Annotated in this window: 20 protein-coding genes; 14 read left to right on the top strand and 6 right to left on the bottom strand. The window is 51.6% G+C overall.

Annotation, left to right across the window (positions count from 1 at the left end; genetic code table 11):
• Nucleotides 1-135: 135 nt before the first annotated feature.
• The 3 genes from D9980_RS15425 to D9980_RS15415 all read left to right on the top strand — a co-directional run bounded on the left by D9980_RS15425 (nt 136) and on the right by D9980_RS15415 (nt 4,455).
• A complete protein-coding gene (locus D9980_RS15425) occupies nt 136-1,221 on the top strand; it encodes an ABC transporter substrate-binding protein (protein ID WP_024484384.1) in 1,086 nt (361 codons plus the stop codon).
• 401 nt (nt 1,222-1,622) lie between these two features.
• Nucleotides 1,623-3,392, top strand: a complete 1,770-nt coding sequence (locus tag D9980_RS15420) for an iron ABC transporter permease (protein ID WP_074029700.1) — start codon at nt 1,623-1,625, stop codon at nt 3,390-3,392.
• Nucleotides 3,385-4,455 carry an ABC transporter ATP-binding protein gene (locus D9980_RS15415; RefSeq protein ID WP_121607771.1) on the top strand — a complete coding sequence of 357 codons (1,071 nt, stop codon included), beginning with the start codon at nt 3,385-3,387 and terminating at the stop codon, nt 4,453-4,455. The genes D9980_RS15420 and D9980_RS15415 overlap by 8 nt, the downstream gene beginning before the upstream one ends.
• Before the next feature lie 85 nt (nt 4,456-4,540).
• On the opposite strand, the gene D9980_RS15410 is transcribed toward D9980_RS15415, so the two are convergent.
• The 3 genes from D9980_RS15410 to D9980_RS15400 all read right to left on the bottom strand — a co-directional run bounded on the left by D9980_RS15410 (nt 4,541) and on the right by D9980_RS15400 (nt 6,740).
• Nucleotides 4,541-5,146 (bottom strand): LuxR C-terminal-related transcriptional regulator, encoded by a 606-nt coding sequence (locus tag D9980_RS15410; protein ID WP_121607770.1) that lies wholly within the window; start codon nt 5,144-5,146, stop codon nt 4,541-4,543.
• 304 nt (nt 5,147-5,450) lie between these two features.
• A complete protein-coding gene (locus D9980_RS15405) occupies nt 5,451-5,930 on the bottom strand; it encodes a hypothetical protein (RefSeq protein WP_121607769.1) in 480 nt (159 codons plus the stop codon).
• A gap of 6 nt (nt 5,931-5,936) precedes the next feature.
• Nucleotides 5,937-6,740, bottom strand: a complete 804-nt coding sequence (locus D9980_RS15400) for a winged helix-turn-helix domain-containing protein (RefSeq protein WP_121607768.1) — start codon at nt 6,738-6,740, stop codon at nt 5,937-5,939.
• Between the two features lie 419 nt (nt 6,741-7,159).
• Here D9980_RS15400 and D9980_RS15395 point away from each other — a divergent pair, with 419 nt between their 5' ends.
• From D9980_RS15395 to D9980_RS15370, 6 genes are all read left to right on the top strand, one after another.
• Nucleotides 7,160-7,717 (top strand): fimbrial protein, encoded by a 558-nt coding sequence (locus D9980_RS15395; protein ID WP_121607767.1) that lies wholly within the window; start codon nt 7,160-7,162, stop codon nt 7,715-7,717.
• A gap of 135 nt (nt 7,718-7,852) precedes the next feature.
• Nucleotides 7,853-9,874: a fimbria/pilus outer membrane usher protein gene (locus D9980_RS15390; RefSeq protein ID WP_121607766.1), complete on the top strand. Its 2,022-nt coding sequence runs from the start codon at nt 7,853-7,855 to the stop codon at nt 9,872-9,874.
• On the top strand, nt 9,799-10,383 hold the full coding sequence (locus tag D9980_RS27175; protein ID WP_370454344.1) for a fimbria/pilus outer membrane usher protein: 585 nt from the start codon (nt 9,799-9,801) through the stop codon (nt 10,381-10,383). Before D9980_RS15390 ends, D9980_RS27175 begins: the two co-directional genes overlap by 76 nt.
• Nucleotides 10,380-11,105 (top strand): molecular chaperone, encoded by a 726-nt coding sequence (locus D9980_RS15380; protein WP_121607764.1) that lies wholly within the window; start codon nt 10,380-10,382, stop codon nt 11,103-11,105. Before D9980_RS27175 ends, D9980_RS15380 begins: the two co-directional genes overlap by 4 nt.
• Nucleotides 11,102-12,334, top strand: a complete 1,233-nt coding sequence (locus tag D9980_RS15375) for a fimbrial protein (RefSeq protein WP_121607763.1) — start codon at nt 11,102-11,104, stop codon at nt 12,332-12,334. The genes D9980_RS15380 and D9980_RS15375 overlap by 4 nt, the downstream gene beginning before the upstream one ends.
• A 42-nt stretch (nt 12,335-12,376) precedes the next feature.
• Nucleotides 12,377-12,883: a fimbrial protein gene (locus D9980_RS15370; RefSeq protein WP_121607762.1), complete on the top strand. Its 507-nt coding sequence runs from the start codon at nt 12,377-12,379 to the stop codon at nt 12,881-12,883.
• A 52-nt stretch (nt 12,884-12,935) separates the two neighbouring features.
• On the opposite strand, the gene D9980_RS15365 is transcribed toward D9980_RS15370, so the two are convergent.
• Complete coding sequence (locus tag D9980_RS15365; protein ID WP_021806219.1) at nt 12,936-13,223, bottom strand: putative quinol monooxygenase; 288 nt, start codon at nt 13,221-13,223, stop codon at nt 12,936-12,938.
• A gap of 573 nt (nt 13,224-13,796) precedes the next feature.
• On the opposite strand from D9980_RS15365, the gene epd reads away from it, so the two are divergent.
• The 3 genes from epd to fbaA all read left to right on the top strand — a co-directional run bounded on the left by epd (nt 13,797) and on the right by fbaA (nt 17,284).
• Nucleotides 13,797-14,813, top strand: a complete 1,017-nt coding sequence (epd, locus tag D9980_RS15360; RefSeq protein WP_021806218.1) for an erythrose-4-phosphate dehydrogenase — start codon at nt 13,797-13,799, stop codon at nt 14,811-14,813.
• A 72-nt stretch (nt 14,814-14,885) separates the two neighbouring features.
• Nucleotides 14,886-16,049, top strand: coding sequence for a phosphoglycerate kinase (gene pgk / locus D9980_RS15355; protein WP_024485678.1), 1,164 nt, complete (start codon nt 14,886-14,888; stop codon nt 16,047-16,049).
• 155 nt (nt 16,050-16,204) lie between these two features.
• Entirely contained in the window at nt 16,205-17,284 is a 1,080-nt protein-coding gene (gene fbaA / locus D9980_RS15350; RefSeq protein WP_021179781.1) for a class II fructose-bisphosphate aldolase, read from the top strand.
• Between the two features lie 173 nt (nt 17,285-17,457).
• Here the strand turns inward: fbaA and D9980_RS15345 are convergent, their stop codons facing one another.
• On the bottom strand, nt 17,458-18,126 hold the full coding sequence (locus D9980_RS15345; protein WP_121609033.1) for a DUF1345 domain-containing protein: 669 nt from the start codon (nt 18,124-18,126) through the stop codon (nt 17,458-17,460).
• A gap of 248 nt (nt 18,127-18,374) precedes the next feature.
• Between D9980_RS15345 and mscS (D9980_RS15340) the strand changes: the two genes are divergently transcribed.
• Entirely contained in the window at nt 18,375-19,241 is an 867-nt protein-coding gene (gene mscS, locus D9980_RS15340; protein WP_121607761.1) for a small-conductance mechanosensitive channel MscS, read from the top strand.
• Between the two features lie 337 nt (nt 19,242-19,578).
• Entirely contained in the window at nt 19,579-20,445 is an 867-nt protein-coding gene (gene mscS / locus D9980_RS15335) for a small-conductance mechanosensitive channel MscS (RefSeq protein ID WP_121607760.1), read from the top strand.
• Nucleotides 20,446-20,489: 44 nt separating this feature from the next.
• Here mscS (D9980_RS15335) and D9980_RS15330 read toward each other — a convergent pair whose 3' ends face one another.
• The gene (locus D9980_RS15330) at nt 20,490-21,689 is read right to left on the bottom strand and encodes an NAD(P)/FAD-dependent oxidoreductase (protein ID WP_121607759.1); all 1,200 of its coding nucleotides are present in this window, start codon (nt 21,687-21,689) and stop codon (nt 20,490-20,492) included.
• Between the last annotated feature and the right edge of the window lie 26 nt (nt 21,690-21,715).

Raw genomic sequence — 21,715 nt, 5'->3', positions numbered from 1 at the left:
AATCATGGCTGTTGCTGTCCAAAAATCGCCCACCATCACAAAACAGCAACATGGCGAATTAACGGCGTTGCTTAACCACCGCCATTCGCTATATGTTAATTTTTGGTTTTATAAATGTAACCAGGAGTTAATGATATGTTTTTGAAGATTGGCGTATCCATGGCGGCTGCCGTCTTGATCTCTGCTCCGGCCTTCGCGCAGTTCCCGGCAGGCTACCCGGCCGATTATCAAAAGATTGTCGATGCGGCGAAAAAAGAAGGCAAGGTAGTGGTGTACTCCACCACGGATACCAAAGCCGCGGGGCCACTGATCCAGGGGTTTGAAGCGCTGTATCCTGGTATCAAAGTCGAATACAACGATATGAACAGCACCGAGCTGTATAACCGCTATATCAGCGAACAGGCGGCTGGGGGCACCAGTGGTGACGTGGTGTGGAGTTCCTCCATGGATACCGCGCTGAAGCTGGCCACCGACTATGCGTTGGAATATGCCTCGCCAGAGCAGGGGCAATTGCCTAAGTGGGCCGTGTGGAAAGATAAGGCCTATGGCACAACTTATGAGCCGGTGGTGTTTATCTACAACAAGCGCCTGATCCCGCAGGGTGAAGTGCCAGACTCCCATGCTGCGCTGGCTAAACTGATTGCCAGCCAGCCGGATAAATTCAAAAAGAAAGTCACCACCTATGACATCGAGAAGTCGGGCCTGGGCTTCATGCTCTCGGTGCAAGACTTCAAGGCCGATCCAAACTACTTCGCTACCTTGGCCGATATCGCCAAGGGCGGGTTGGCCGTGCAGTCTTCCACCGGCACCATGATGGAAAGGGTCTCGTCAGGCGAAAACCTGATTGGCTTTAATATCCTGGGGTCCTATGCCGAGGCGCGGGCCAAAACCGACCCTTCACTCGGTATCTCATATCCCAAAGACTACACGCTGGTGTTGTCACGCGTGACCTTTATCAGCCAGGAAGCGGCCAACAGCAATGCGGCCAAACTGTGGGTGAACTACGTGCTGTCTGAGCAAGGGCAGAACATCCTGGCCAACAAGGCGGATATCCCCTCCATTCGCAACGATATCGAAGGCAAGAACGACATCGATGGCATGACGCAGATGTTGGGCAAAGCGTTGAAGCCGATCCCGGTGGACGAAAGCCTGCTGGAATATCTGGAACCTGCCAAACGCCTGGACTACATCAAACAGTGGCGTACCGCCGCCGCGAAGTAATGGTGGAATTGGGGCCATGCTAATCATTGTTGCCCCTCACCCCAACCCTCTCCCACAGGGAGAGGGAGCCAGTTCAGTGTTGTGGGTGGGGGCAGAAGTTAATCTGTAACAGGATTAATGCTTGGGGTGGGTGCCGTGATTGAGTTGTGGCACATTCAGTCCCCTCTTCCTGTGGGAGAGAAGTTAATCTGTAACAGGATTAATGCTTGGGGCGGGTGCCGTGATTGAGTTGTGGCACATTCAGTCCCCTCTCCCTGTGGGAGAGGGTTAGGGTGAGGGGAACTGCACAGAGCTAAAATCTCTGCGGCGTTCTCCTTCAGCATGAAGCCTGTATTGCTTAAACAGGGAACTCTACCCCGGTGCATCTCAGGATGCAGGGGATATCACCATCGGGACAGTCTATGAAAGCATTGCGCAACAAGTGGCAGAGTCTGCCGCGCGGCTTGGTGGTGCTGATAACCGCGCTGGTTATCTACGTACCACTGTCGTTTATCGTGATCCAAAGCTTCCTTTCCGCGCCGTTTTTCTCGCCTTCCAAGGTGTTCAGCCTTGAGGCCTTCCGCTTTATCTTTACCGACCCCGATTTCTACAAGGCGCTGAAAAGCGGGTTTATTCTGGCATTTGGTCTGGTGGTCATCTCCATTCCGTTGGGCGGCGTACTGGCGTTTTTAATGGTGAGAACCGATCTGCCGGGCCGCCGCTTTATTGAACCGCTGATCCTGGTGCCCATCTTCGTCTCGCCGATGGTGTTGGGTTTTGGCTACGTGGTGGCCGCCGGGCCGGTCGGTTTCTTCTCGCTGTGGGCGGAATCCTTGCTGGGTTTTGTGCCCTGGAATATCTATGCGATGGGTAGCATCGTGGTGATTGCCGGGCTGACGCATGTTCCCCACGCTTATCTCTATATTTCATCGGCGCTGCGCAGCGTCGGCTCGGATGTCGAAGAGGCCGCCCGCACCGCCGGGGCTTCTCCGTTGCAGGTGATGACTGCCGTCAGCTTGCCCATGGTGCGCCCGTCGATCCTGTACGCCAGCGTCTTGCTGTTCTTCCTGGGGCTGGAAGTGTTTGGGCTGATGCTGGTGCTGGGCGATCCGGAAGGCAACCTGGTGCTGGCGACTTACCTGTATCAACTGACCAACAAGCTGGGTACGCCGTCTTACCACCTGATGGCGGCGGTGGCGGTGGTGTTGATCTGCATTACCATTCCATTGGTTATGCTGCAACGGCGTCTGATGCGTACCGCCAACCGCTTTGTCACGGTCAAGGGCAAAGCCTCACAGGCCCGTGCATTACCCTTGGGTAAATGGCGCTGGGTTGCCGGTGGCGTGGTGGTCTTGTGGCTTACCGTGACCATCGGTGTTCCGCTGGTGGGCGTGGTGCTGCGTGCCTTTATCTCCAACTGGGGCGTCGGGGTTTCCATTTGGGATGAGCTTTCACTCAACACCTTCCGCACCATTTGGCAGCAACCTAACTTGCTGCGGGCGATCGTTAACTCGATGGCAATCGGGGTGTTCGGTGGTGCGCTGGCGGTGGTGTGTTATCTGTTTATCGGCATTGCGATGCACCGTAAACCTGACGGCGTAACCCGTTTTCTGGATTACAGCGTACTGGTGCCGCGAGCGGTGCCTGGCTTACTGGCAGGCTTGGCCTTCCTGTGGGTGTTCTTGTTCCTGCCGATGTGGCTGGATAAATCGCTAAAAGCCGGTTGGCTCTCCGCGCTGCCGATCGCCGAATGGTTACGCGAAAACCTGGTGGTATGGCTACGCTCTCTGCGCAGCACTATCTTCAGCGTCTGGCTGGCTTATACCGTGGTGTGGATGGCTTATGGCCTGCGGCTGATCTCATCGACGCTGTTGCAGGTTGCTCCCGAGTTGGAGGAGGCTGCACGCAGCACCGGCGCCTCTCGCGGGCAGATCACGCGCCATGTGACGATCCCGCTCTCCCGTTACGGCCTGATTGGTTCCTGGCTGCTGATGTTCCTGATCTTCGAACGTGAATATTCCACCGGGGTCTATCTGCTGTCACCGGGTACTGAAACCATAGGTTCCATGCTGGTTTCCCTGTGGGCGGCGGGGGCGATTGACATTGTCGCCGCGCTCTCTTTTATTAACATCCTTCTGGTCGTGTTAGGACTAGGGATTGCCCTGCGATTTGGAGTGAAAATCCATGATTGAGCTTTCAGTAGATAACCTGCACCTGACCTACGGCGATAACCCGGTATTGAAGGGCGTTTCGATGCAGCTCAAACGGGGGGAGGTAGTTTCACTACTCGGGCCGTCAGGCAGTGGCAAAACCACCTTGCTGCGCGCGGTGGCCGGATTGGAAAAACCTACCCAGGGGAAAATCGTCATTGGCAACAATACCGTCTATGACGGCACGGCGCGCAGCGAGATCCCGGCGGAAGAACGCAATCTGGGCCTGGTGTTTCAATCCTATGCGTTATGGCCCCACAAAACCGTGTTTGATAACGTGGCCTATCCGCTGAAATTACGCAAAACGCCTGCAGCGGAAGTTACTCAGCGTGTACAAGCGGTACTTGAACAGCTCGGTCTGGGGCAGTTAGGTAAGCGTCATCCCCATCAACTCTCCGGTGGTCAGCAGCAGCGCGTGGCGATTGGTCGTGCGTTGGTCTATAACCCGCCGGTGATCTTGTTGGATGAGCCGCTATCTAACCTGGACGCCAAGCTGCGTGAGGAAGCACGGGTGTTCCTGCGTGAGCTGATCATCAAACTGGGTCTTTCTGCGCTGATGGTGACTCACGATCAGAACGAGGCGATGGCGATCTCCGATCGGATCCTGCTGCTCAATAACGGCAAGATCGAACAGCAGGGCACACCACAGGAAATGTACGGTTCGCCTGCCACGTTGTTTACCGCCGAGTTTATGGGCAGCAATAACCGTCTGTTTGGCAAGGTGACGGAGATCCGTGAAGGCAACGCGCGGATCGAAGGTAAAGACTGGGTGCTGTGGGGCAAGGCCGGGGCTGGATTAACCACCGGGCAGGAAGCAACGGCGGTGATCCGCGTTGAGCGCGTACGCTTGGGGGAGGATCCGCAAGGCAATCAGATCGCGTTACCCCTGCTGACCAGCATGTATCTAGGTGACCGTTGGGAATATCTGTTCCGCACGGTAGCAGAGGACTTTGTGGTTCGCGCCTATGGCACAGAGGTTCGGGGGCAGGAAATGTGCACGCTTTCCCTACCTGCCGACCATCTGTGGATATTCCCCAAGGTATAGCGAGGGGTTGATAACGCAGGGCGCAGAGATCGCCCTGCGGACAATGAGATGCACTTAGCCATGTAGTTGCGCAACCCGGTGGCAATTACCGGCTCAGGTTTAAAGTTAAACCGCTATGCAGCAGCCAGTGAAACAATTCACTGTTGCGGGTGAAGTTCAGTTTCTGCATTGCTGAGCGTTTATGTGAGTGCACGGTTTTCACTTTCAGTTGCAGAATACACGCCGCCTGAGACTGGCTCATCCCTTGCCGCAGATAATACAAAACCTGGCGTTCCCGTTCGCTCAGGCTTTGGCGATGGCAGGCTGGGCAACGCTGCGCCCTTTCTTGTGGTAGAGAGTTGAACTGCATGGCCAGTTTTACCATCCCCAGTATGTCGTCGATACTTTGGTTACGGTATAGCGTACTACTCTTGGCGATGCAGCGGATAGGCGGAGTAAACTGCCTTTCAGCTTTATCACGTATCACAAAATAGAGCGGTTGAGGTGCGTCAGCAGGAAGGCGCCGACAGATGTCGGTTTTTTCACCCTGATACAGCGACTGAAAAATGATGTCTGGCCTCTTGCTGGAGTAACCGCTAAAAAAGTCAACCTGAGTGCGTATATCGGTAAAGTATTCAATCAGTGCGTACTGCAGACCCGCTAAGAAGTAACTATTGTGATCGTTTAATGAGATGGATACCTTGTTCTTCATGGTCAAATTCCATTTAGTGTTGTGTCTATTTTCAGCAACTACCGAGAAGATCGTTTGGGGGCTATAAATGCAATGCGTTAACTATGGGGATGACTTTTCTGCATAATATTTTATACAAACGCATTTAATGTACCAAACTAACTCACTTAACCTCATTATATTGGTTTTTAATTTTGAGGATTTAATCTTTACGAGGTGGTTGTTGGGTTAGTGTGGTTTTTCATGGCATAGCATTAGGCTTTTATACTATGCCATTTTCCACTAAAGCATGGCAGCAGCCCAACGGTGGGATTAAAAGGCCGAGTTAGTCCTGCTTTATGCAGACCAGGAACGGATTGCTAAACCCACGAATTAATAATGCGTTGTGGAATAAAGGGACAACTTCCGTGTAAATATCAACGAGTTCAACCTCCGGCATGACATATTTTCGCCAGATGTAGTCCGGCGTGTTGTCGGCGGGGTGAACTTGTTCATGAGTGAATTGGACATTGTTACCACTTTTTATTTCTGATGGCGTGATGGTGAAGGCGGTATTGCGATCCAGCAGATAGCGGGTGTCATTTTCTTTGATCGAACCGCTGATGTAAAACATGCCAGATTTTGATGAGGAAAATAGGATGGTAGCACTTGCCTTAAGCACAATATTACTTTTTGCTTTCACCTGCAGCGACACTTGCTGAGTATCGCAGCGGAAAGGTTTTCTACCCTGATGATGAACGTTGAAGTACCACAGGCACATCAGTAGGACAGTAAGGAGTAACGCTGCGCCAATAATTTTTTTCATTTCAGTTTACTCAACGGTTTTAAATATTTTGCAATGCTGATAATCGCCTTCAGTCGGGTCTTTTTGACAGGAGGCCAGAAAAGTTATCTTCAATAGTTCGTTATCGGGGCGCTCTTCAGTATAAAAAATGTCTTGTCTGACCAGGTCGCAATCCAGTTTTTCTGACTCCAATATCTTTTTTGCCCTGAACTCTGAGCCGGGGACGGGGTCTTTTCTTATGGAATAAATATCACATTGCTTATAGTAGCCAATCAACTTAAACGGAGTTGCTGGTGGCCAAAGTAGTAAAGCTAGGCCGATGATGATGCCCAATACAATCACCAGAGTCAGGATAGGCATCACCATGGCTTTTTTAATCAATTTTTCTGGCATGACCAGTGGAAGGGGGCTAACGGTTTCTGCCTGTTTAACAGCCACCACTTTCTCGGGTTTCGTCGCCACCGGTTCCACTTTATTTATCTTGGCATCGGCTTCTTGTTTTGGAGCAGGATGAATATCTGCCTCCATTCTAAACCCTACTCTAGGAAGGGTTATAATGATGGGTTTCTCTATTCCCAGGCTAACAAAAGATTTCCTCAAGTCACTGATGCAGTTGTTCAAGCTGGCGTTGGAAGGGGGAAAACCATAATCCTCCCACGCATTTTTCAGTAACGAGTCACGGGATAAGTTATCCCCACTGTTTTTGATCAATTCATTAAGCACGCGGCAAGAGGGTTTTGAGAGTTCAATCGCCGTCTGATTATTATTATTTAACGCGAGTGTTCGATGCTCTGGATCGAAGACAACGATTAAGTTTATGGTGTATTTCATTTGGTAATCAACGCCCTGACTGCTGTTTGTGAGATGATTTTTCTGATTAGGAATAATCTCGTTTTTTAAATTTAGGAGAAATCTAAGTTAAGTGTGTATAGCGAGTCAAGTGTGAATTAAGAATTAATTTTTCACTGATGATCCTGTTGATTTTGAGTAAGTTATAAATGTTGTTCGGCGACTCCTGTTTGGCTTAATTTGGTTTTTAATGTTAACTGAATTAATTTTTTAGATTTAAAATCTAACATTTGGCTTATCTTTAGATTAATTTGCTGTTTCTTGGGATTGTCCATAGTATTTATCGGGTCGCCGACAGAGGGGCATCAGCCGTTAGGCCAGGCCCTCAACGTATAAGGTAATGCGATATTCAAGAGCGGCGGCAACAATAGTATAGGAAAACTTCTCAAGGAATTTATGCAATGAAAATGAAACTTCGCACACTCGCTCTGACCACGCTAGCAACTGCAATGTTATCAGGTTACGCCTTCGCTGATGTTCCTCCGGGCTCTCAGGGGAACGGTGAAATCATGTTTAAAGGCTCTGTTATCAAAGCGCCTTGTGGCTTGGCTCCTGGCCAGGATGGTGACAACCAGAACATCAATCTGGGGCAAATTGCCGATGCACAGTTGAAGACTGTGGGTTACAGCGCACCGAAAGAGTTCAAAATCAAACTGATTGGCTGCAGCTTTGATCCTGCTGCGACTGCGGAAACCAAGGTCAACGTGCGCTTTGACGGTATGTCTGTCGGCGCTGCCAACGGCTTCCTGGGTGTAAGCGGTGATGCAAAAGGTGTCGCTATCCGCCTGCTGGATGCTGCCAACAAGCACGTTAAAATTGGTGCTACCTCAGACAACTACAGCCTGCGTACTGGGGATAACACCCTGCAATTCTCCGCTCAGGTTGTAGCGTTGGATGGTCAGGATATTATAGCTGGTACTTACGATGCAATGACCAACTTCTCTCTGACTTATCTCTAAGCTATAACATTTTAGAGTAGTACCCCAGTGCCAAATTACCGCAGAGAAAGGTAATTTGGTGCTGTCTCCTATTTAGAGAGGGCATTCACTGACAGGCCCCGTTCCACGTTGTTGCCTTAATGGGTTAATATAATTATGGATGATAAGAAGAAATACTCATTTATTTCTACCGTTATTCTTTGCCTCATCGCGGTGGACTCGGCCAAAGCCGATGGTGATAACATAGAGTTTGAAACCAGAGCGCTTGAATTGCGTGATAATAACAATATTAACCTGAGTAATTTTTCTCGCCCTGATTATATCCCTGAGGGGATTTATCCCCTGTCTTTAAAAATCAATGACCGGGTTATCACCAGTGATAGCTTTAGCGTTATCAATCTGGATGGTAAGAGTCAGATCTGCTTTGCGCCTCAAACTATAGAGCAATTTGGCTTTAAAGAAACGCCATTGGCAGAACTGATAAAACGTGCTGTGCCTGGCAAACCGAATTGCCTATTGATTGCCGGTTATAAAGGGATCACTGCCCGTATCGATCGCGGCAAGAGCGAGCTATTGGTGAGTATTCCCCAGGCGTTACTCAAGTACAGCGATCCGGACTGGACGCCACCGGCACAGTGGGATGATGGTATTCCCGGCATGTTGTTTGACTACACGTTGAGCGGCAATAAGTATCAGGGCCGTAATACCAGCAATAGTGCGTTTTCCAGTTACGGTACCCTTGGTGCTAATTATCAAGGCTGGCGCTTGAGAAGTAACTACCAGGCGTCGTTGTACAGCAGTGGTTATGGCGATGATCAACGCCAATTCACCACGACGACCGTTTATGCTGCTCGTGCACTGAAAGAGGCAGGGGCGAATCTGACGATCGGTAAAAACTATCTCCAATCCGACGTTTTTGATTCGATCAATTACACTGGGGTGGCGGTCGTCAGCGATGACCGTATGTTGCCTCCGGCGCTACGTGGCTACGCCCCGCAATTGACAGGCGTTGCCAATAGTAATGCCCGTATCACCGTAACGCGCGGTGACAGCATTATCTATGAAAAGATGGTTCCACCAGGTGAGTTCGTTATCCAGGATCTCACAGATGCTACCTCTGGCCAGTTAAAAATGACCATCCGTGAGGAAAATGGCGAAGAACGGGTTTCTACCATAGAAACGTCAAACGTGCCTTTTCTTACCCGCTCAGGTCATATTCGTTATAAAGGTATGGTGGGGCAAATGAACCAGACCAATGGTTCGATCAAACCGTTATTGGCGACCGGTGAGGCTTCCGTTGGTGTTTTCTCCGGCGGCTCGGCGTTTGGTGGCGTATTGCTAACGGATGAGAATTATTACGCCCTCAACGGGGGTATTGGCTATGACATGAATACGTTGGGGGCGATATCCGTCGATATGACGCACGCCAGTTCTAAGTTGGAACACCAAACCCTGAAGGGCGAGAGCTACCGTTTTAATTACTCCAAAGTGTTCGACAGTATCGACAGCCAGATCACCTTTGCCGGTTACCGCTTCTCAGAGAAAAACTATCTCTCGTTGGATAATTTTGTGGCGATGAAGGTATCACCTGATTTCACCTCCACCAACAAGGAAAGTTATAACCTGGTTGCCAGCAAGAACTTCCGTGATTTAGGGATATCGGTTAACGCCATCTATAACCGTCAGACCTATTGGCAGGACGTCTCTGATAGCAACAGCTATGGCCTGAGCGTCGCCAAATCTTTTGATATAGGTAGCCTGAAAAACGTCAATGCCTACGTCTCGCTTAACCGTACCGAGTATAAAACCAGCTTTGTCTCGCAAGAGCAGAAGAATAACAACACCGTGTATTTCAGCTTGAGCATACCGTTAAATTCGCAATCCTATCTCAGTACCGCGATGCGGGTCAGCAATGGCAGCGTTTCGCCGAGTGCCACTTATACCAACAACTCAGACCCTGGAAATACCTGGTCAATCGGCAGTAGCTCATCGAGTTCGTTCAGCAACAGCAACCTGAATGGCAATATGGTTATGAACCGCGATGCGTATGCCGCGACGCTAAACACCTCCATGAGCAGCAAAGACTACTACCTGGGGGGAGTATCAAATCGGGTATTACCGCTACCGAGCACGGTATTGCCGTACATCGTGATGGTTATGCTGGCAATACCCGCCTGATGGTTGATACCGGCGGGATTGAGGGCGTTTATGTCGGTGGCCGGGGGAATAACAACGCGATGCCAACCAATGCCAACGGTATCGCGGTGATCAACAACGTGCCTGACTATTACCGCACCAACTACACCATCGATACCAACCTGTTACCCGATGATGTCGAGAGCACCAACCCCAATATCCAGATGGTTTTGACCGAGGGGGCGATCGGTTATCGCAAGTTAAACGTCTATCGCGGCATCAAGGCATTGATTAAATTGACTGACTCGCAGGGCCGGGCCATTCCTTTCGGTACCACGGTAGAAGAAAACCAGGAGCGGCGTCAGGTCGGTGTGGTGGGTGAAAATGGTGAAACCTATATTTCCGGCATTGGTGCGCAAGCTCATCTGAGCGTACTGGATAGCGACGGCCAGCGCTGCCTGTTTACTCTTCCAGCCCAGGGGCTTTCTTTATCTTCTGCCTTGCCGATTGCTTGCCGTATTGATTCATCCTCTCAAGGAACTTCACAATGATGCATAAATCACTTTCCGCTGGCTTGGTCAGCGGGCTGCTGTTTCTGTTTGCCGGTACGGCACAGGCGGCTATTTCTATTGACCGGACCCGAGTCATTCTATTAGGAGATGAGAAGTCATCTCCGGTAAATGTCATCAACCACAGTAAAACATTGCCCTATCTGGCACAAACCTGGCTGGAGAATGAAGCAGGTGAGAAAATCAGCTCGCCATTAACCGCGCTGCCGCCGCTGCAGCGGGTAGAGAAAGACAGCACCGTGCAGATACGCGTAACGCCTCTGGCGGATGCCGCACGTCTGCCACAGGATCGGGAATCGCTGTTTTTCTTTGTATTGCAGGAGATCCCACCCAAGTCGGATAAGGCCAATGCGATCCAGTTAGCACTGCGCATCAAGGTTAAAGTCTTTTATCGCCCTGCCTCACTGAAGCCATTGGCCGAGAAGGTATGGCAGGACGAGATCCGTCTTGAGCCTGGCAGCCAAGGCTTGAAGTTAGTGAACCCCACACCGTTTTTTGTCATTCTGCCGGAGGTGATGGAGGGGAAACGTACGCTGTTGGCAGAGGATGAAGCTATTACTCTCAGGCCGAAAAGTGAAGTCACGCTGGCTAGCATCAAGCCGCAAACACAGAAAATTACGCTCAAATATATCAATGATTATGGTGCCTACCAGCCGCTGAATTACAGCTGTACGGCGACAACCTGCGTGCGGGATAAGTCATGATGAAAACAGTGAAGAGGCGTTTGCAACGGCAGATAAAAATCTTGCTGACGGCACTGATACTGGCGTTATGCTCTCTAAACAATACGGCTCTGGCGGCCGAGGATCTGATGGCCTGCGAATGGGAGAACCTTAATGACAAATTTGTCAGGCTGACTTCCGGCAGTTTCCGTGATGTTATAGAACCCTTTATAGAATGGAAAAAAGAGGCTTACGACTGTGATAAGGACGGGTGTTATTATCGCTATTATTGGTTTATCCCCAACCGCACGTATACGGTAACCGCTTCGACCGCCGTAAGGTGTATTAATATGGGCCGGAAGGCCGGGCCCATCCGGTTTTCTTTTGAGAGAGAGTTTACCGGTAAACCAACCCACTACCAAAATTTGACGATGAAGATTTCAGGCGCGGGTTCGTTATCTCTAAGCGGTCTAGAGAATATGAGTGGGGGAACCATCAGAAATTGGAGCGATGGTACCTTAGCCCCCTGCCAGAAAAACTGTTACAGTGTGAGTACCGGTTGGCCGCAGTATTATAAGACGATGTCGTTCACATTTACCGTACGGCCGATCAAGAGCAGGGTCGATTATGGTGTAATGCCTAACTATGATGGCATCAATATGTTAGGAAACCTTTGGGTACACGCAAGCAGTGATGACCCTGGTATGAGCTATTACGGCTGGGGCACGAGTCTTCCGGGTATCTGTGGGTTGATGAATTCGGATATGAGTGGTTGCAGCCCGTCTAGTGGAGGTGGTGGAGCGGGTCCGATTAAACCCCCAACTCCGACGTGCACGTTGACCATTACTACTCCGGGCGTGGTTGAATTTCAGCCGATCTCGTCTGACGATTTGAGTCGTAATAGAGTGAGGATGGAAGACTTTACGCTGACCGCCACCAAGGGGCCGGTTCAGTCGCAGACCTGTGTTGGCAGCGTCTATAATCTGCCGGGCACCATTAAGACCGAGGGCGGATATTCGATCAGCAGTACCTTCTGGGGAATTAATCATTCCAGTGGTTCGCCGCAGGGGATTGGCTTGAAACTCTTTGATCTGGGTAAAGGTAGTTATCTGCAGTTCAATCATACCTACCCGTCATTTATCGCCAATATTTCCAGTATGAGCGAAACCAAAAGGATCCGCGCCGAGATTGCGGCTACCACCAACGATCTGAAAAGGATCAAGGATGGAGAATATAGCCAGGTATTGATTTTTGAAGTCAAGATGCCTTGATTGCTAACGGGGGGCCGTCTGGTTCCTCGTGATTTGGAGTGAATGATGAAAAAACTGATTTATTTATTATTGCTCTCTGCGTCGTTGGCTAATATGGCGCAGGCTGAATTGGTAGCCAGCAGCAGGACGGTATTCAAAGGCCGTATCACGATTGCCACCTGCAATATTGTGGTGGGTGATGACAATCAGACGGTTTACCTGGGGGAGATATCGACCGCCGAGCTGGATACCAAAGGGCAATCTACCCCGGTCCCGTTCACTATCCGCCTGTATGGTTGCAATACCGCAGACAAGATCGTCAAAACCCTGTTTGATAAAACCGGCAAAGGGGCAATTGGTTCGGTGATCCCGGTTGATGGCGTTAGCGGGGTGGGACTAAGCCTGCTCGATGGTGCAGGCAATCGACTGAATTTCGGCCAAAATTCTGGCGGGCAGAAGATCCAGGGCGGGGATAACGTGCTGCTCTATTCTGCCTATATGGTAAAAACCGGTGCGGTTCAGCCAGGGAATTTTGCGCGTTTACTGCATTACACGCTGTCTTATGAATAGAGGGTGAGGCAACGTAAAGGGGCGCATCAGGCTGTGCCCCTCATCGATACGATTACAGCTGAGTCAGTTTTTTCACTTCCAGACTGACCAGTTTCCCTTCCAATTCGGCCAGGAAGGCATCGTGGTAAGACATCGCCATGTGCTCTTTCAGCGCTTGCTCAGAAGTCCAGCGTTCGATAAACACGAAAGCGCCCGGATGGCCCTGCTCTTCATGCAAATCATATTGGATGCAGCCTGGCTCGGAACGGCTTGGGGCGACCATGGCGCGCACGGCTTTGTCTACCGCAGCACGGTGTTCCGGCATGGCTTTGATCAGGGCGACTACTTTGATTTCACTCATCTTGGTTCCTTGTAGAAAACAGTAAAAGATAGAGAGACTGCAGACATTTCCCCACAGGCTCACAACATGGGGGCCGCTGCTAGGCGGGCGCAGCATGCAGCGCCCCTACGGTCGAACATCTGCGACCCCTACCCATTCAGCAATCTGAGGGTAAAGAATATTTCCATCAGCATTTGCTTCACCTAACAAACGCAGGGTCTATTATGGTGGTCTTGACGTTACCGGCAAGTCATTTGCGCATTCGAACTCAATTCGGCTAGCGGGGGCTGAGGGTAAAAATGTGCGCTAGATCATTTTATTTTCGCAAAGTCCCCTCGACATGACAGGCAGCGCATTGCGCCTGTTCCTTTTGGCAAAACTTTGGTTTATGCTCGGCTGAAGCGTTTCAGTTATCACTGTTGTCAGTGGAAATGCAGAGTGAGCGGTTGCGATGAGCAACGGGGTTTGACGAATAATGCAAAGCAGCGATTCACAGCAGGCGGTACGCTAAAGTACTCTAGGCGAGATAATCAGTCTGCGCGATCCTTGAAGTGGAACACCACCGTCAGGGAGCGCCCTTTTTCAGGGAGTAGCATGACCATCCGCATAGCGATAAACGGCTTTGGCCGTATTGGCCGCAGCGTTTTACGCGCACTGTACGAATCGGGACGACGCGCTGAAATTTCCGTCGTCGCCATCAACGAACTGGCACATGCCGAGGGGATGGCCCACCTGCTGAAATATGACTCCAGCCACGGCCGCTTTGCCTGGGATGTGCGCCAGGAATGTGACGTGTTGAGCGTGGGGGATGACAGCATTCGTTTGTTGCATCAGCCAGAGCTGGACCAGTTGCCCTGGGGCGAACTGGGCGTGGATGTGGTGCTGGATTGCAGCGGTGTGTACGGCAGCAGGGCAGATGGCGAAGCTCATCTGGCGGCAGGGGCAAAAAAAGTGCTGTTTGCCCATCCGGGCGGTAACGATCTGGATGCAACCATCGTGTTTGGGGTTAACCACCAAACGCTGCGTGGCGAGCATCGCATCGTGTCCAATGCCTCCTGTACCACCAACTGCATTATTCCGATTATCAAGCTGTTGGACGATGCCTACAGCATTGAGTCCGGCACGGTAACCACCATCCACTCCTCGATGAACGATCAACCGGTGATAGACGCCTATCATCAGGATTTGCGACGTACCCGCGCGGCGAGCCAGTCGATTATACCGGTCGACACCAAGCTGGCAGCGGGCATTACGCGCATCTTCCCGCAGTTTTGTGATCGTTTTGAAGCGATCTCCGTGCGGGTGCCGACGATCAACGTAACGGCCATCGATCTTAGCGTCAGCGTAAGCTCGAAGGTGTTGGTCACAGAGGTAAACCAGCTGTTGCAAAAGGCGGCACAGGGATCATTTCGTGGTATAGTTGACTATACAGAACTACCATTAGTCTCGATTGATTTTAACCATGACCCGCACAGCGCCATCGTTGATGGGACGCAAACCCGGGTCAGCGGACAGCACCTGATCAAGACCTTGGTCTGGTGTGATAACGAATGGGGCTTTGCCAACCGGATGTTGGATACAACACGGGCAATGGCCGCAAGCGGTTTCTAGTAAGGCGCTATCAACGTGGTGTTGATGCGTCGCTCAGGCAACTTTATAGAGAATCAACAAAGAGGGTTCACCATGTCTGTAATTAAGATGTCCGATCTGGATCTGGCGGGTAAACGCGTTCTGATCCGTTCCGATCTGAACGTACCAGTGAAAGACGGCAAAGTGACTTCAGATGCGCGTATCCGTGCCTCCCTGCCAACTATCGAAGCTGCGCTGAAACAAGGCGCCCGCGTGATGGTAACTTCCCACCTGGGTCGTCCTACCGAAGGCGAGTACAACGAAGAGTTCTCCCTGCTGCCAGTGGTCAACTACCTGAAAGAGCATCTGAAATCCCCAGTCCGTCTGGCGAAGGATTATCTGGAAGGCGTTGACGTTGCAGAAGGTGAACTGGTTGTTCTGGAAAACGTTCGCTTCAACAAAGGCGAGAAGAAAGACGACGAAGTGCTGTCCAAGAAATATGCTGCGCTGTGCGACGTGTATGTGATGGACGCCTTTGGTACCGCACACCGTGCACAGGCTTCTACACATGGCGTGGGCAAATTTGCTCCGGTTGCCTGTGCAGGCCCGCTGCTGTCTGCGGAACTGGAAGCCCTGGGCAAAGCGCTGGGTAACCCGGCTCGCCCAATGGTGGCTATCGTTGGTGGTTCTAAAGTGTCTACCAAACTGACCGTGCTGGATTCTCTGTCCAAGATCGCCGATCAGCTGATCGTTGGTGGCGGCATCGCTAACACCTTCGTGGCGGCACAAGGGAATAACGTGGGGCAGTCCCTGTACGAACCCGATCTGATCCCGAACGCGCAAAAACTGTTGGAAACCTGCGATATTCCGGTGCCAACCGACGTACGCGTAGCGACCGAGTTCTCTGAAACCGCAGTGGCCACTGTGAAGCAGGCCAACGAGATCCAAGACAACGAGCAAATTCTGGATATGGGCGATGTCTCTGCCGAGCGTCTGGCCGTTATCCTGAAGAACGCCAAAACCATTCTGTGGAATGGCCCGGTTGGCGTATTCGAGTTCCCTAACTTCCGTCGTGGCACCGAAATCGTTGCACGCGCTATCGCAGATAGCGAAGCCTTCTCCATTGCAGGCGGCGGCGACACCCTGGCAGCTATCGATCTGTTCGGTATCGCTGACAAAATTTCCTACATCTCTACCGGCGGCGGTGCCTTCCTGGAATTCGTTGAAGGGAAACCTCTGCCTGCAGTAGTAATGCTGGAAGAGCGCGCTAAGCAGTAATTCAGATAACGGGGGGCGCAAGCCGCCCGTTTGTTTATGCTCCCCAGCTGAGCTGTGGGGGTAAAAAATCGCTATTTATCCATCGCTACCACTAGCTTGCAGGTTGTAGCTTGCAAGACGACGGGTATACGGCCAACGAAACAGGACAACGTCTAATGTCTAAAATTTTTGATTTCGTAAAACCAGGTGTCATCACAGGTGATGACGTGCAGAAAGTCTTCGCAGTTGCCAAAGAGAACAACTTTGCGCTGCCAGCGGTAAACTGCGTGGGTACCGACTCCATCAACGCAGTGCTGGAAACAGCAGCCAAGGTGCGTGCTCCAGTAATCGTTCAGTTCTCTAACGGCGGTGCTGGCTTTATCGCGGGTAAAGGCATCAAAACTGACGTGCCACAAGGTGCTGCGATCCTGGGCGCAATCTCTGGCGCGCACCACGTGCATCAGATGGCTGAACATTACGGCGTGCCAGTGATCCTGCACACCGACCACTGCGCGAAGAAACTGCTGCCATGGTTAGACGGCCTGTTGGACGCGGGTGAGAAGCACTTCGCGGCGACCGGTAAGCCACTGTTCTCTTCACACATGATCGACCTGTCTGAAGAATCACTGGAAGAAAACATCGAAATTTGCAGCAAGTACCTGACCCGCATGGCGAAGATCGGTATGACCCTGGAAATCGAACTGGGCTGCACCGGCGGTGAAGAAGATGGCGTAGACAACAGCCACATGGACGCTTCTTCCCTGTACACTCAGCCACAAGACGTTGATTACGCGTACGAAAAACTGAACGCTATCAGCCCACGCTTCACCATCGCTGCCTCTTTCGGCAACGTGCACGGTGTTTACAAGCCAGGCAACGTGAAACTGACCCCAACCATTCTGCGTGATTCTCAGGACTATGTTTCCAAGAAACACAACCTGCCGCACAATGCGTTGAACTTCGTGTTCCACGGTGGTTCAGGTTCTACCGCAGCAGAAATCAAAGAAGCGGTCAGCTACGGCGTAGTGAAAATGAACATCGATACCGACACCCAGTGGGCAACTTGGGAAGGTATCCTGAACTACTACAAAAAGAACGAAGGCTATCTGCAGGGCCAACTGGGTAACCCAGAAGGTGCCGACAAGCCGAACAAGAAATACTACGATCCACGCGTATGGACTCGTGCTGCTCAGACTTCCATGATCACCCGTCTGGAACTGGCATTCAAAGAACTGAACGCGGTAGACGTGCTGTAATAGCGTCCCTTCGTACAGATTGACGCTAAAAGGCTCCCTCGGGAGCCTTTTTTATGATGAAGCGGGCGCAGCATGCGGCGCCCCTACAGGGTAAGACTCGTGACAATGTATTTGTAGTGGCGAGCATGTTCGACCGTAGGGGCGCTGCATGCTGCGCCCGTTCACCTAATCAGCTACCCCAATAACCCCGCCCCGACGTTAATCGACAATCCCAGTATCAAGATATTGAAGACAAAAGAGATCACCGATTGCAGCAAGGTGATTTTACGCACGTCTGCGGTGCCCACGGCCACGTCTGCGGTTTGTGACGCCACGGCAATGGTGAAGGAGAAATAAGCGAAGTCCCAATAGTTTGGCTCGGTCAGCTTGCCGGGAAACAATAGCGGTAACACCTCCGTATTGGCCCGCTGGCGGTAAAACAGATGGGCGTAGTGCATGGTGAATGCCGTGGGTAGCAGCAGCCAGGAAACCACCAGTGTGGAGCCGGTCAGGGCCAGATGCAGCGTTTTCAACGCCTCGCTGACCTGTTTGGCGGTGCTCAATTCAAACAGGATGGCCAGAATGCTCACCACGCAGCCCAAACTGACCAGCGCCAATACCTGGCTGGCACTTTCGTCCTGCTTGCGTGCCAATTGCCGGGTACGTTGTGGCGTGCAGCCCAGCATCAGATGCCAAAGGCACAATAAATAGATCCAGGCCATCACGTTCCAACCAACGATCAGTCGTTGCAGCCATGGCAGATGAGTAGGAAGCAGCCCGACACACACAAGCCCAGCACCTACCGAAATCAATAATCTGGGGCGTACTTGCCAATAGTGCTTGATTGAGAGGGGAAGGTCGATCACTGCGCGTTCCTTGTCGTTAATTTTGCCAGTATGGCTAGTTTCATCATAGTTGACCTGGCTGGCGCTGTTCACGTGCCAGTAAAGGGAATTGCTATGTGGTTATACCAAAGGAGTTTTTTCCTATGGCGATTGGCGTCGGGTTGAAATGTTGCATACCCTTAAGCTGCGGTTTTCTGACCGGCATTAAGTGTCGGTTTATTTCGCCTATTCCCGCTATTTGGGGGAAATAAAGTAGGAATACATGAATGGAAGATCTCAACGTTGTAGAAGGCATTAATCATGCCGGCAGTTGGTTGATAGATCATCAGGATCTGTTGATTCGTTATGCGGTTAACATCGTTACCGCGCTTGTTATTTTCATTATTGGTTCGATCATCGCCCGTGTTGTCAGCAATATGCTCACTCGTGTAATGAGGCTGCGCGGTATTGATGTCACCGTTTCTGACTTCTTGGCAGCGATGGTGCGTTACAGCATTCTGGTCTTCACCTTCATTGCCGTATTGGGGCGTGTGGGCGTGCAGACCACCTCATTGATTGCGGTGCTGGGGGCCGCTGGGTTGGCGATTGGCTTGGCGCTACAAGGATCACTGTCCAACTTTGCCGCAGGGGTAGTGTTAGTGGTGTTTCGCCCGATGCGCACAGGTGAGTATGTCGATCTGGGGAGTGTGGCTGGTACGGTCTACCAGGTGCATATTTTCTCTACCACTCTGCGTACTTCAGATAACAAAATCATTATGGTGCCCAATGGAAAAATCATCGCTGGCAATATCATCAACTATTCCCGTGAACCCAACCGCCGCGTGGATATTGTGGTCGGAGTGGCCTATGACGCCGATATTGATGTAGTGAAAAAAGTGCTGGGTGACGTGATTGCGGGCGATAAGCGCATCATGCATGACAAAGGGGTCACCGTACGTTTAAACGAAATGGCTCCGTCTTCGCTGAATTTTGTGACTCGCTCCTGGACCACCAATGCGGAGTATTGGAACGTCTATTTTGACCTGATGGAAAACTTTAAGCGTCAGTTAGATGCCCACAAGATTGGCATTCCCTATCCGCAAATGGATGTGCATGTGCGCCACGTAGAGAAGTCGCCCGAACAACCGGAATAATGGCACCCTGTCTCGGTAGCATGGCTTACACATGCCCGCGTGATATTGAATGCTGGTGACTTAAGGTTACTGGCATTTTTTTTAGGATATTTCTGTGCATTGCCGTAACATCTCCTTGTTAAAGTAACGCCCGTTGGCACTCCGCTGTATATTTGTATATTCCGCTGCATCTAAGAGCTTTCTAGCGACTTTTTTCGGTGGCGCAGGATTTTTCCTGTGGCAGTTGGCGCGACGTTAAAATGTTGGTTACCCTTAGCCGGTGGTTTTCTTGCTGATATTGTTTCGTCAGTATATTTTGCTCATTTCTCCCTTAGGGGATTTCAAGTAGGACGTCAGAATGGAAGAACTTAACGTAGTAGAAGGTATTAACAATGCCAGCAGTTGGCTAGTCAATCATCAGGATATGCTGATCCAGTATGCGGTGAATATTGTTGCCGCAATCGTGATTTTCATTATTGGTTCGGTGGTGGCTCGCGTAGTGAGTAATGCGCTCAGCCGTGTGATGAAGCTGCGCGGCATCGATGCCACCGTGGCGGATTTCCTGGCTGCGATGGCACGTTACAGCATCCTGGCGTTTACCTTTATTGCGGTGCTGGGGCGTGTTGGTGTTCAGACTACCTCGGTAATTGCCGTTCTGGGTGCGGCCGGTCTGGCCGTGGGTTTGGCGCTGCAAGGCTCCTTGTCCAACTTTGCGGCTGGCGTGCTGCTGGTGGCTTTCCGTCCGCTGCGGGCCGGGGAGTTTGTCGATCTGGGTGGCGTTTCAGGTACGGTAGATCAGGTGCAAATCTTCTCCACTACGCTGCGTACCGCTGATAACAAAACCATTGTGGTGCCGAACGGTAAAATCATCGCGGGCAATATCATCAACTACTCCCGTGAGCCAAACCGCCGCGTGGATATCGTGGTCGGTGTGGCCTATGACGCTGATATCGATCTGGTGAAGAAAGTGTTGGGTGATGTGATCGCGGCAGATAAGCGCATCATGCACGATAAAGGCGTGACGGTTCGCCTCAATGAAATGGCCCCTTCTTCACTGAACTTTGTGACTCGCTCCTGGACCACCAATGCCGAGTACTGGAACGTGTACTTTGATCTGATGGAAAACTTCAAGCGTCAGCTGGATGCCCACCAGATCGGTATTCCATTCCCACAGATGGACGTGCATGTCCGCCATGTCGCGAAAGCGGCAGAGCAGCCGGAGTAATGATCTGACGTTCCCTCACTTTGTAGTGAGGGAACGGATTTCAATCAAACAAACGGAGCTAACGGATCGGCGGCGGCAAAGGCCGTTTCACGTTCTGCCAGCGGGGGATAGATCAACTCGTTGGTAATGGAGACTTTGATTTTCTTTCCCTCTTCTTTGGTGAATTTCACCACCTGATCCCAACCTTCGCTGTAGACCGCGCCCCAGGACCCCAGATCCAGACAGGTAACGTAATTCACCTGGCGGTAGGGCAAGGGTTCAATACCGATCAGATCGGCGGCGACGTTATGGCCGACAAAGCGCCCTAACATAATGGCGTGCTGGCAGGTCATCAGGGCGTGATTGCCTTGATCGTCAGTACTGGCAAAGGCGACATCGCCGGTCGCATAAACCGCGTTCTGCCCTATCACTTTTAAGTGCTGATCGACGTGCAGCCTGCCTTGCGGATCGCGCTCACCCGGGATTTGCCGGGTTAACGGGCTGGCCTGTACGCCCACGGTTAAAATCACGGTGCTGGAAGCGATATGTTCGCCGTTTTTCAGCGTCAGCCCGCTCTCGTCAATGGCCTTAATCTCGCTATTCAGCCGCCACTCGACGCCCAACTCTAGCGAGGCTTGGCTAATTACGTCGCGCAGTTGCTCGCTGTAACGGCCTCCCGCCACCGGGCTGCGATCGACGACAATCACACGAATTGCAGCTGAATCACCGAGGATCGCCCGTAAGCGTGATGGCATTTCGGTGGCCACCTCAATACCGGTAAAGCCGCCGCCACAAACGATGACGGTATTACGTGCGGCGCTATCAGGCTGCTCGGCCAATGTAGCAAGATGCCGCTCCAGGCGGGCTGCACTCTCCATTTGATCGACGTCGAAGGCGTGCTGCTGTGCTCCAGGCAAGGTATGCGCGATATGGCTACCGGTCGCCATGATCAGGCGATCGTAACGTACGGCAGTCAGTTGGTCCTGCTCGTTGTGGTACCAAACCTGCTGGCTGGCGTTATCAATCTCACTGGCAACCCCGGCGATAAATTTTACCCCGGTTACTGCGAATAATGGCAGCAGCGGAGCGGCGTAGTTTTCCACTTCTGACTCATAGAAACGGGGGCGAACACGTAGCTCTGCCTGAGGGGACAGCACGGTGATCTCGATATCGTGACGATCGTGGAGATCGGTTAATCGTGCCGCGCTCAATGCCGCCCACATCCCTGCAAAACCGGCACCCAGGATAAGAATTTGTTGTTTCATGTAGTCACTCCGCTGTTGTTTCATCT

The sequence above is a fragment of the Serratia sp. 3ACOL1 genome (assembly GCF_003668775.1).
Taxonomy (GTDB): Bacteria; Pseudomonadota; Gammaproteobacteria; order Enterobacterales; family Enterobacteriaceae; genus Chania; species Chania fonticola.
The sequence above is the reverse complement of the archived record's forward strand: the minus strand, read 5'-3'. Positions and strand labels throughout refer to the sequence as shown.

Bases quoted from the DNA above. Each gene is read 5' to 3' on its own strand.
- D9980_RS15425 (WP_024484384.1), top strand. From the start codon at position 136: ATGTTTTTGAAGATTGGCGTATCCATGGCGGCTGCCGTCTTGATCTCT.
- D9980_RS15420 (WP_074029700.1), top strand. From the start codon at position 1,623: ATGAAAGCATTGCGCAACAAGTGGCAGAGTCTGCCGCGCGGCTTGGTG.
- D9980_RS15415 (WP_121607771.1), top strand. From the start codon at position 3,385: ATGATTGAGCTTTCAGTAGATAACCTGCACCTGACCTACGGCGATAAC.
- D9980_RS15410 (WP_121607770.1), bottom strand. From the start codon at position 5,146: ATGAAGAACAAGGTATCCATCTCATTAAACGATCACAATAGTTACTTC.
- D9980_RS15405 (WP_121607769.1), bottom strand. From the start codon at position 5,930: ATGAAAAAAATTATTGGCGCAGCGTTACTCCTTACTGTCCTACTGATG.
- D9980_RS15400 (WP_121607768.1), bottom strand. From the start codon at position 6,740: ATGAAATACACCATAAACTTAATCGTTGTCTTCGATCCAGAGCATCGA.
- D9980_RS15395 (WP_121607767.1), top strand. From the start codon at position 7,160: ATGAAAATGAAACTTCGCACACTCGCTCTGACCACGCTAGCAACTGCA.
- D9980_RS15390 (WP_121607766.1), top strand. From the start codon at position 7,853: ATGGATGATAAGAAGAAATACTCATTTATTTCTACCGTTATTCTTTGC.
- D9980_RS15380 (WP_121607764.1), top strand. From the start codon at position 10,380: ATGATGCATAAATCACTTTCCGCTGGCTTGGTCAGCGGGCTGCTGTTT.
- D9980_RS15375 (WP_121607763.1), top strand. From the start codon at position 11,102: ATGATGAAAACAGTGAAGAGGCGTTTGCAACGGCAGATAAAAATCTTG.
- D9980_RS15370 (WP_121607762.1), top strand. From the start codon at position 12,377: ATGATGAAAAAACTGATTTATTTATTATTGCTCTCTGCGTCGTTGGCT.
- D9980_RS15365 (WP_021806219.1), bottom strand. From the start codon at position 13,223: ATGAGTGAAATCAAAGTAGTCGCCCTGATCAAAGCCATGCCGGAACAC.
- epd (WP_021806218.1), top strand. From the start codon at position 13,797: ATGACCATCCGCATAGCGATAAACGGCTTTGGCCGTATTGGCCGCAGC.
- pgk (WP_024485678.1), top strand. From the start codon at position 14,886: ATGTCTGTAATTAAGATGTCCGATCTGGATCTGGCGGGTAAACGCGTT.
- fbaA (WP_021179781.1), top strand. From the start codon at position 16,205: ATGTCTAAAATTTTTGATTTCGTAAAACCAGGTGTCATCACAGGTGAT.
- mscS (WP_121607761.1), top strand. From the start codon at position 18,375: ATGGAAGATCTCAACGTTGTAGAAGGCATTAATCATGCCGGCAGTTGG.
- mscS (WP_121607760.1), top strand. From the start codon at position 19,579: ATGGAAGAACTTAACGTAGTAGAAGGTATTAACAATGCCAGCAGTTGG.
- D9980_RS15330 (WP_121607759.1), bottom strand. From the start codon at position 21,689: ATGAAACAACAAATTCTTATCCTGGGTGCCGGTTTTGCAGGGATGTGG.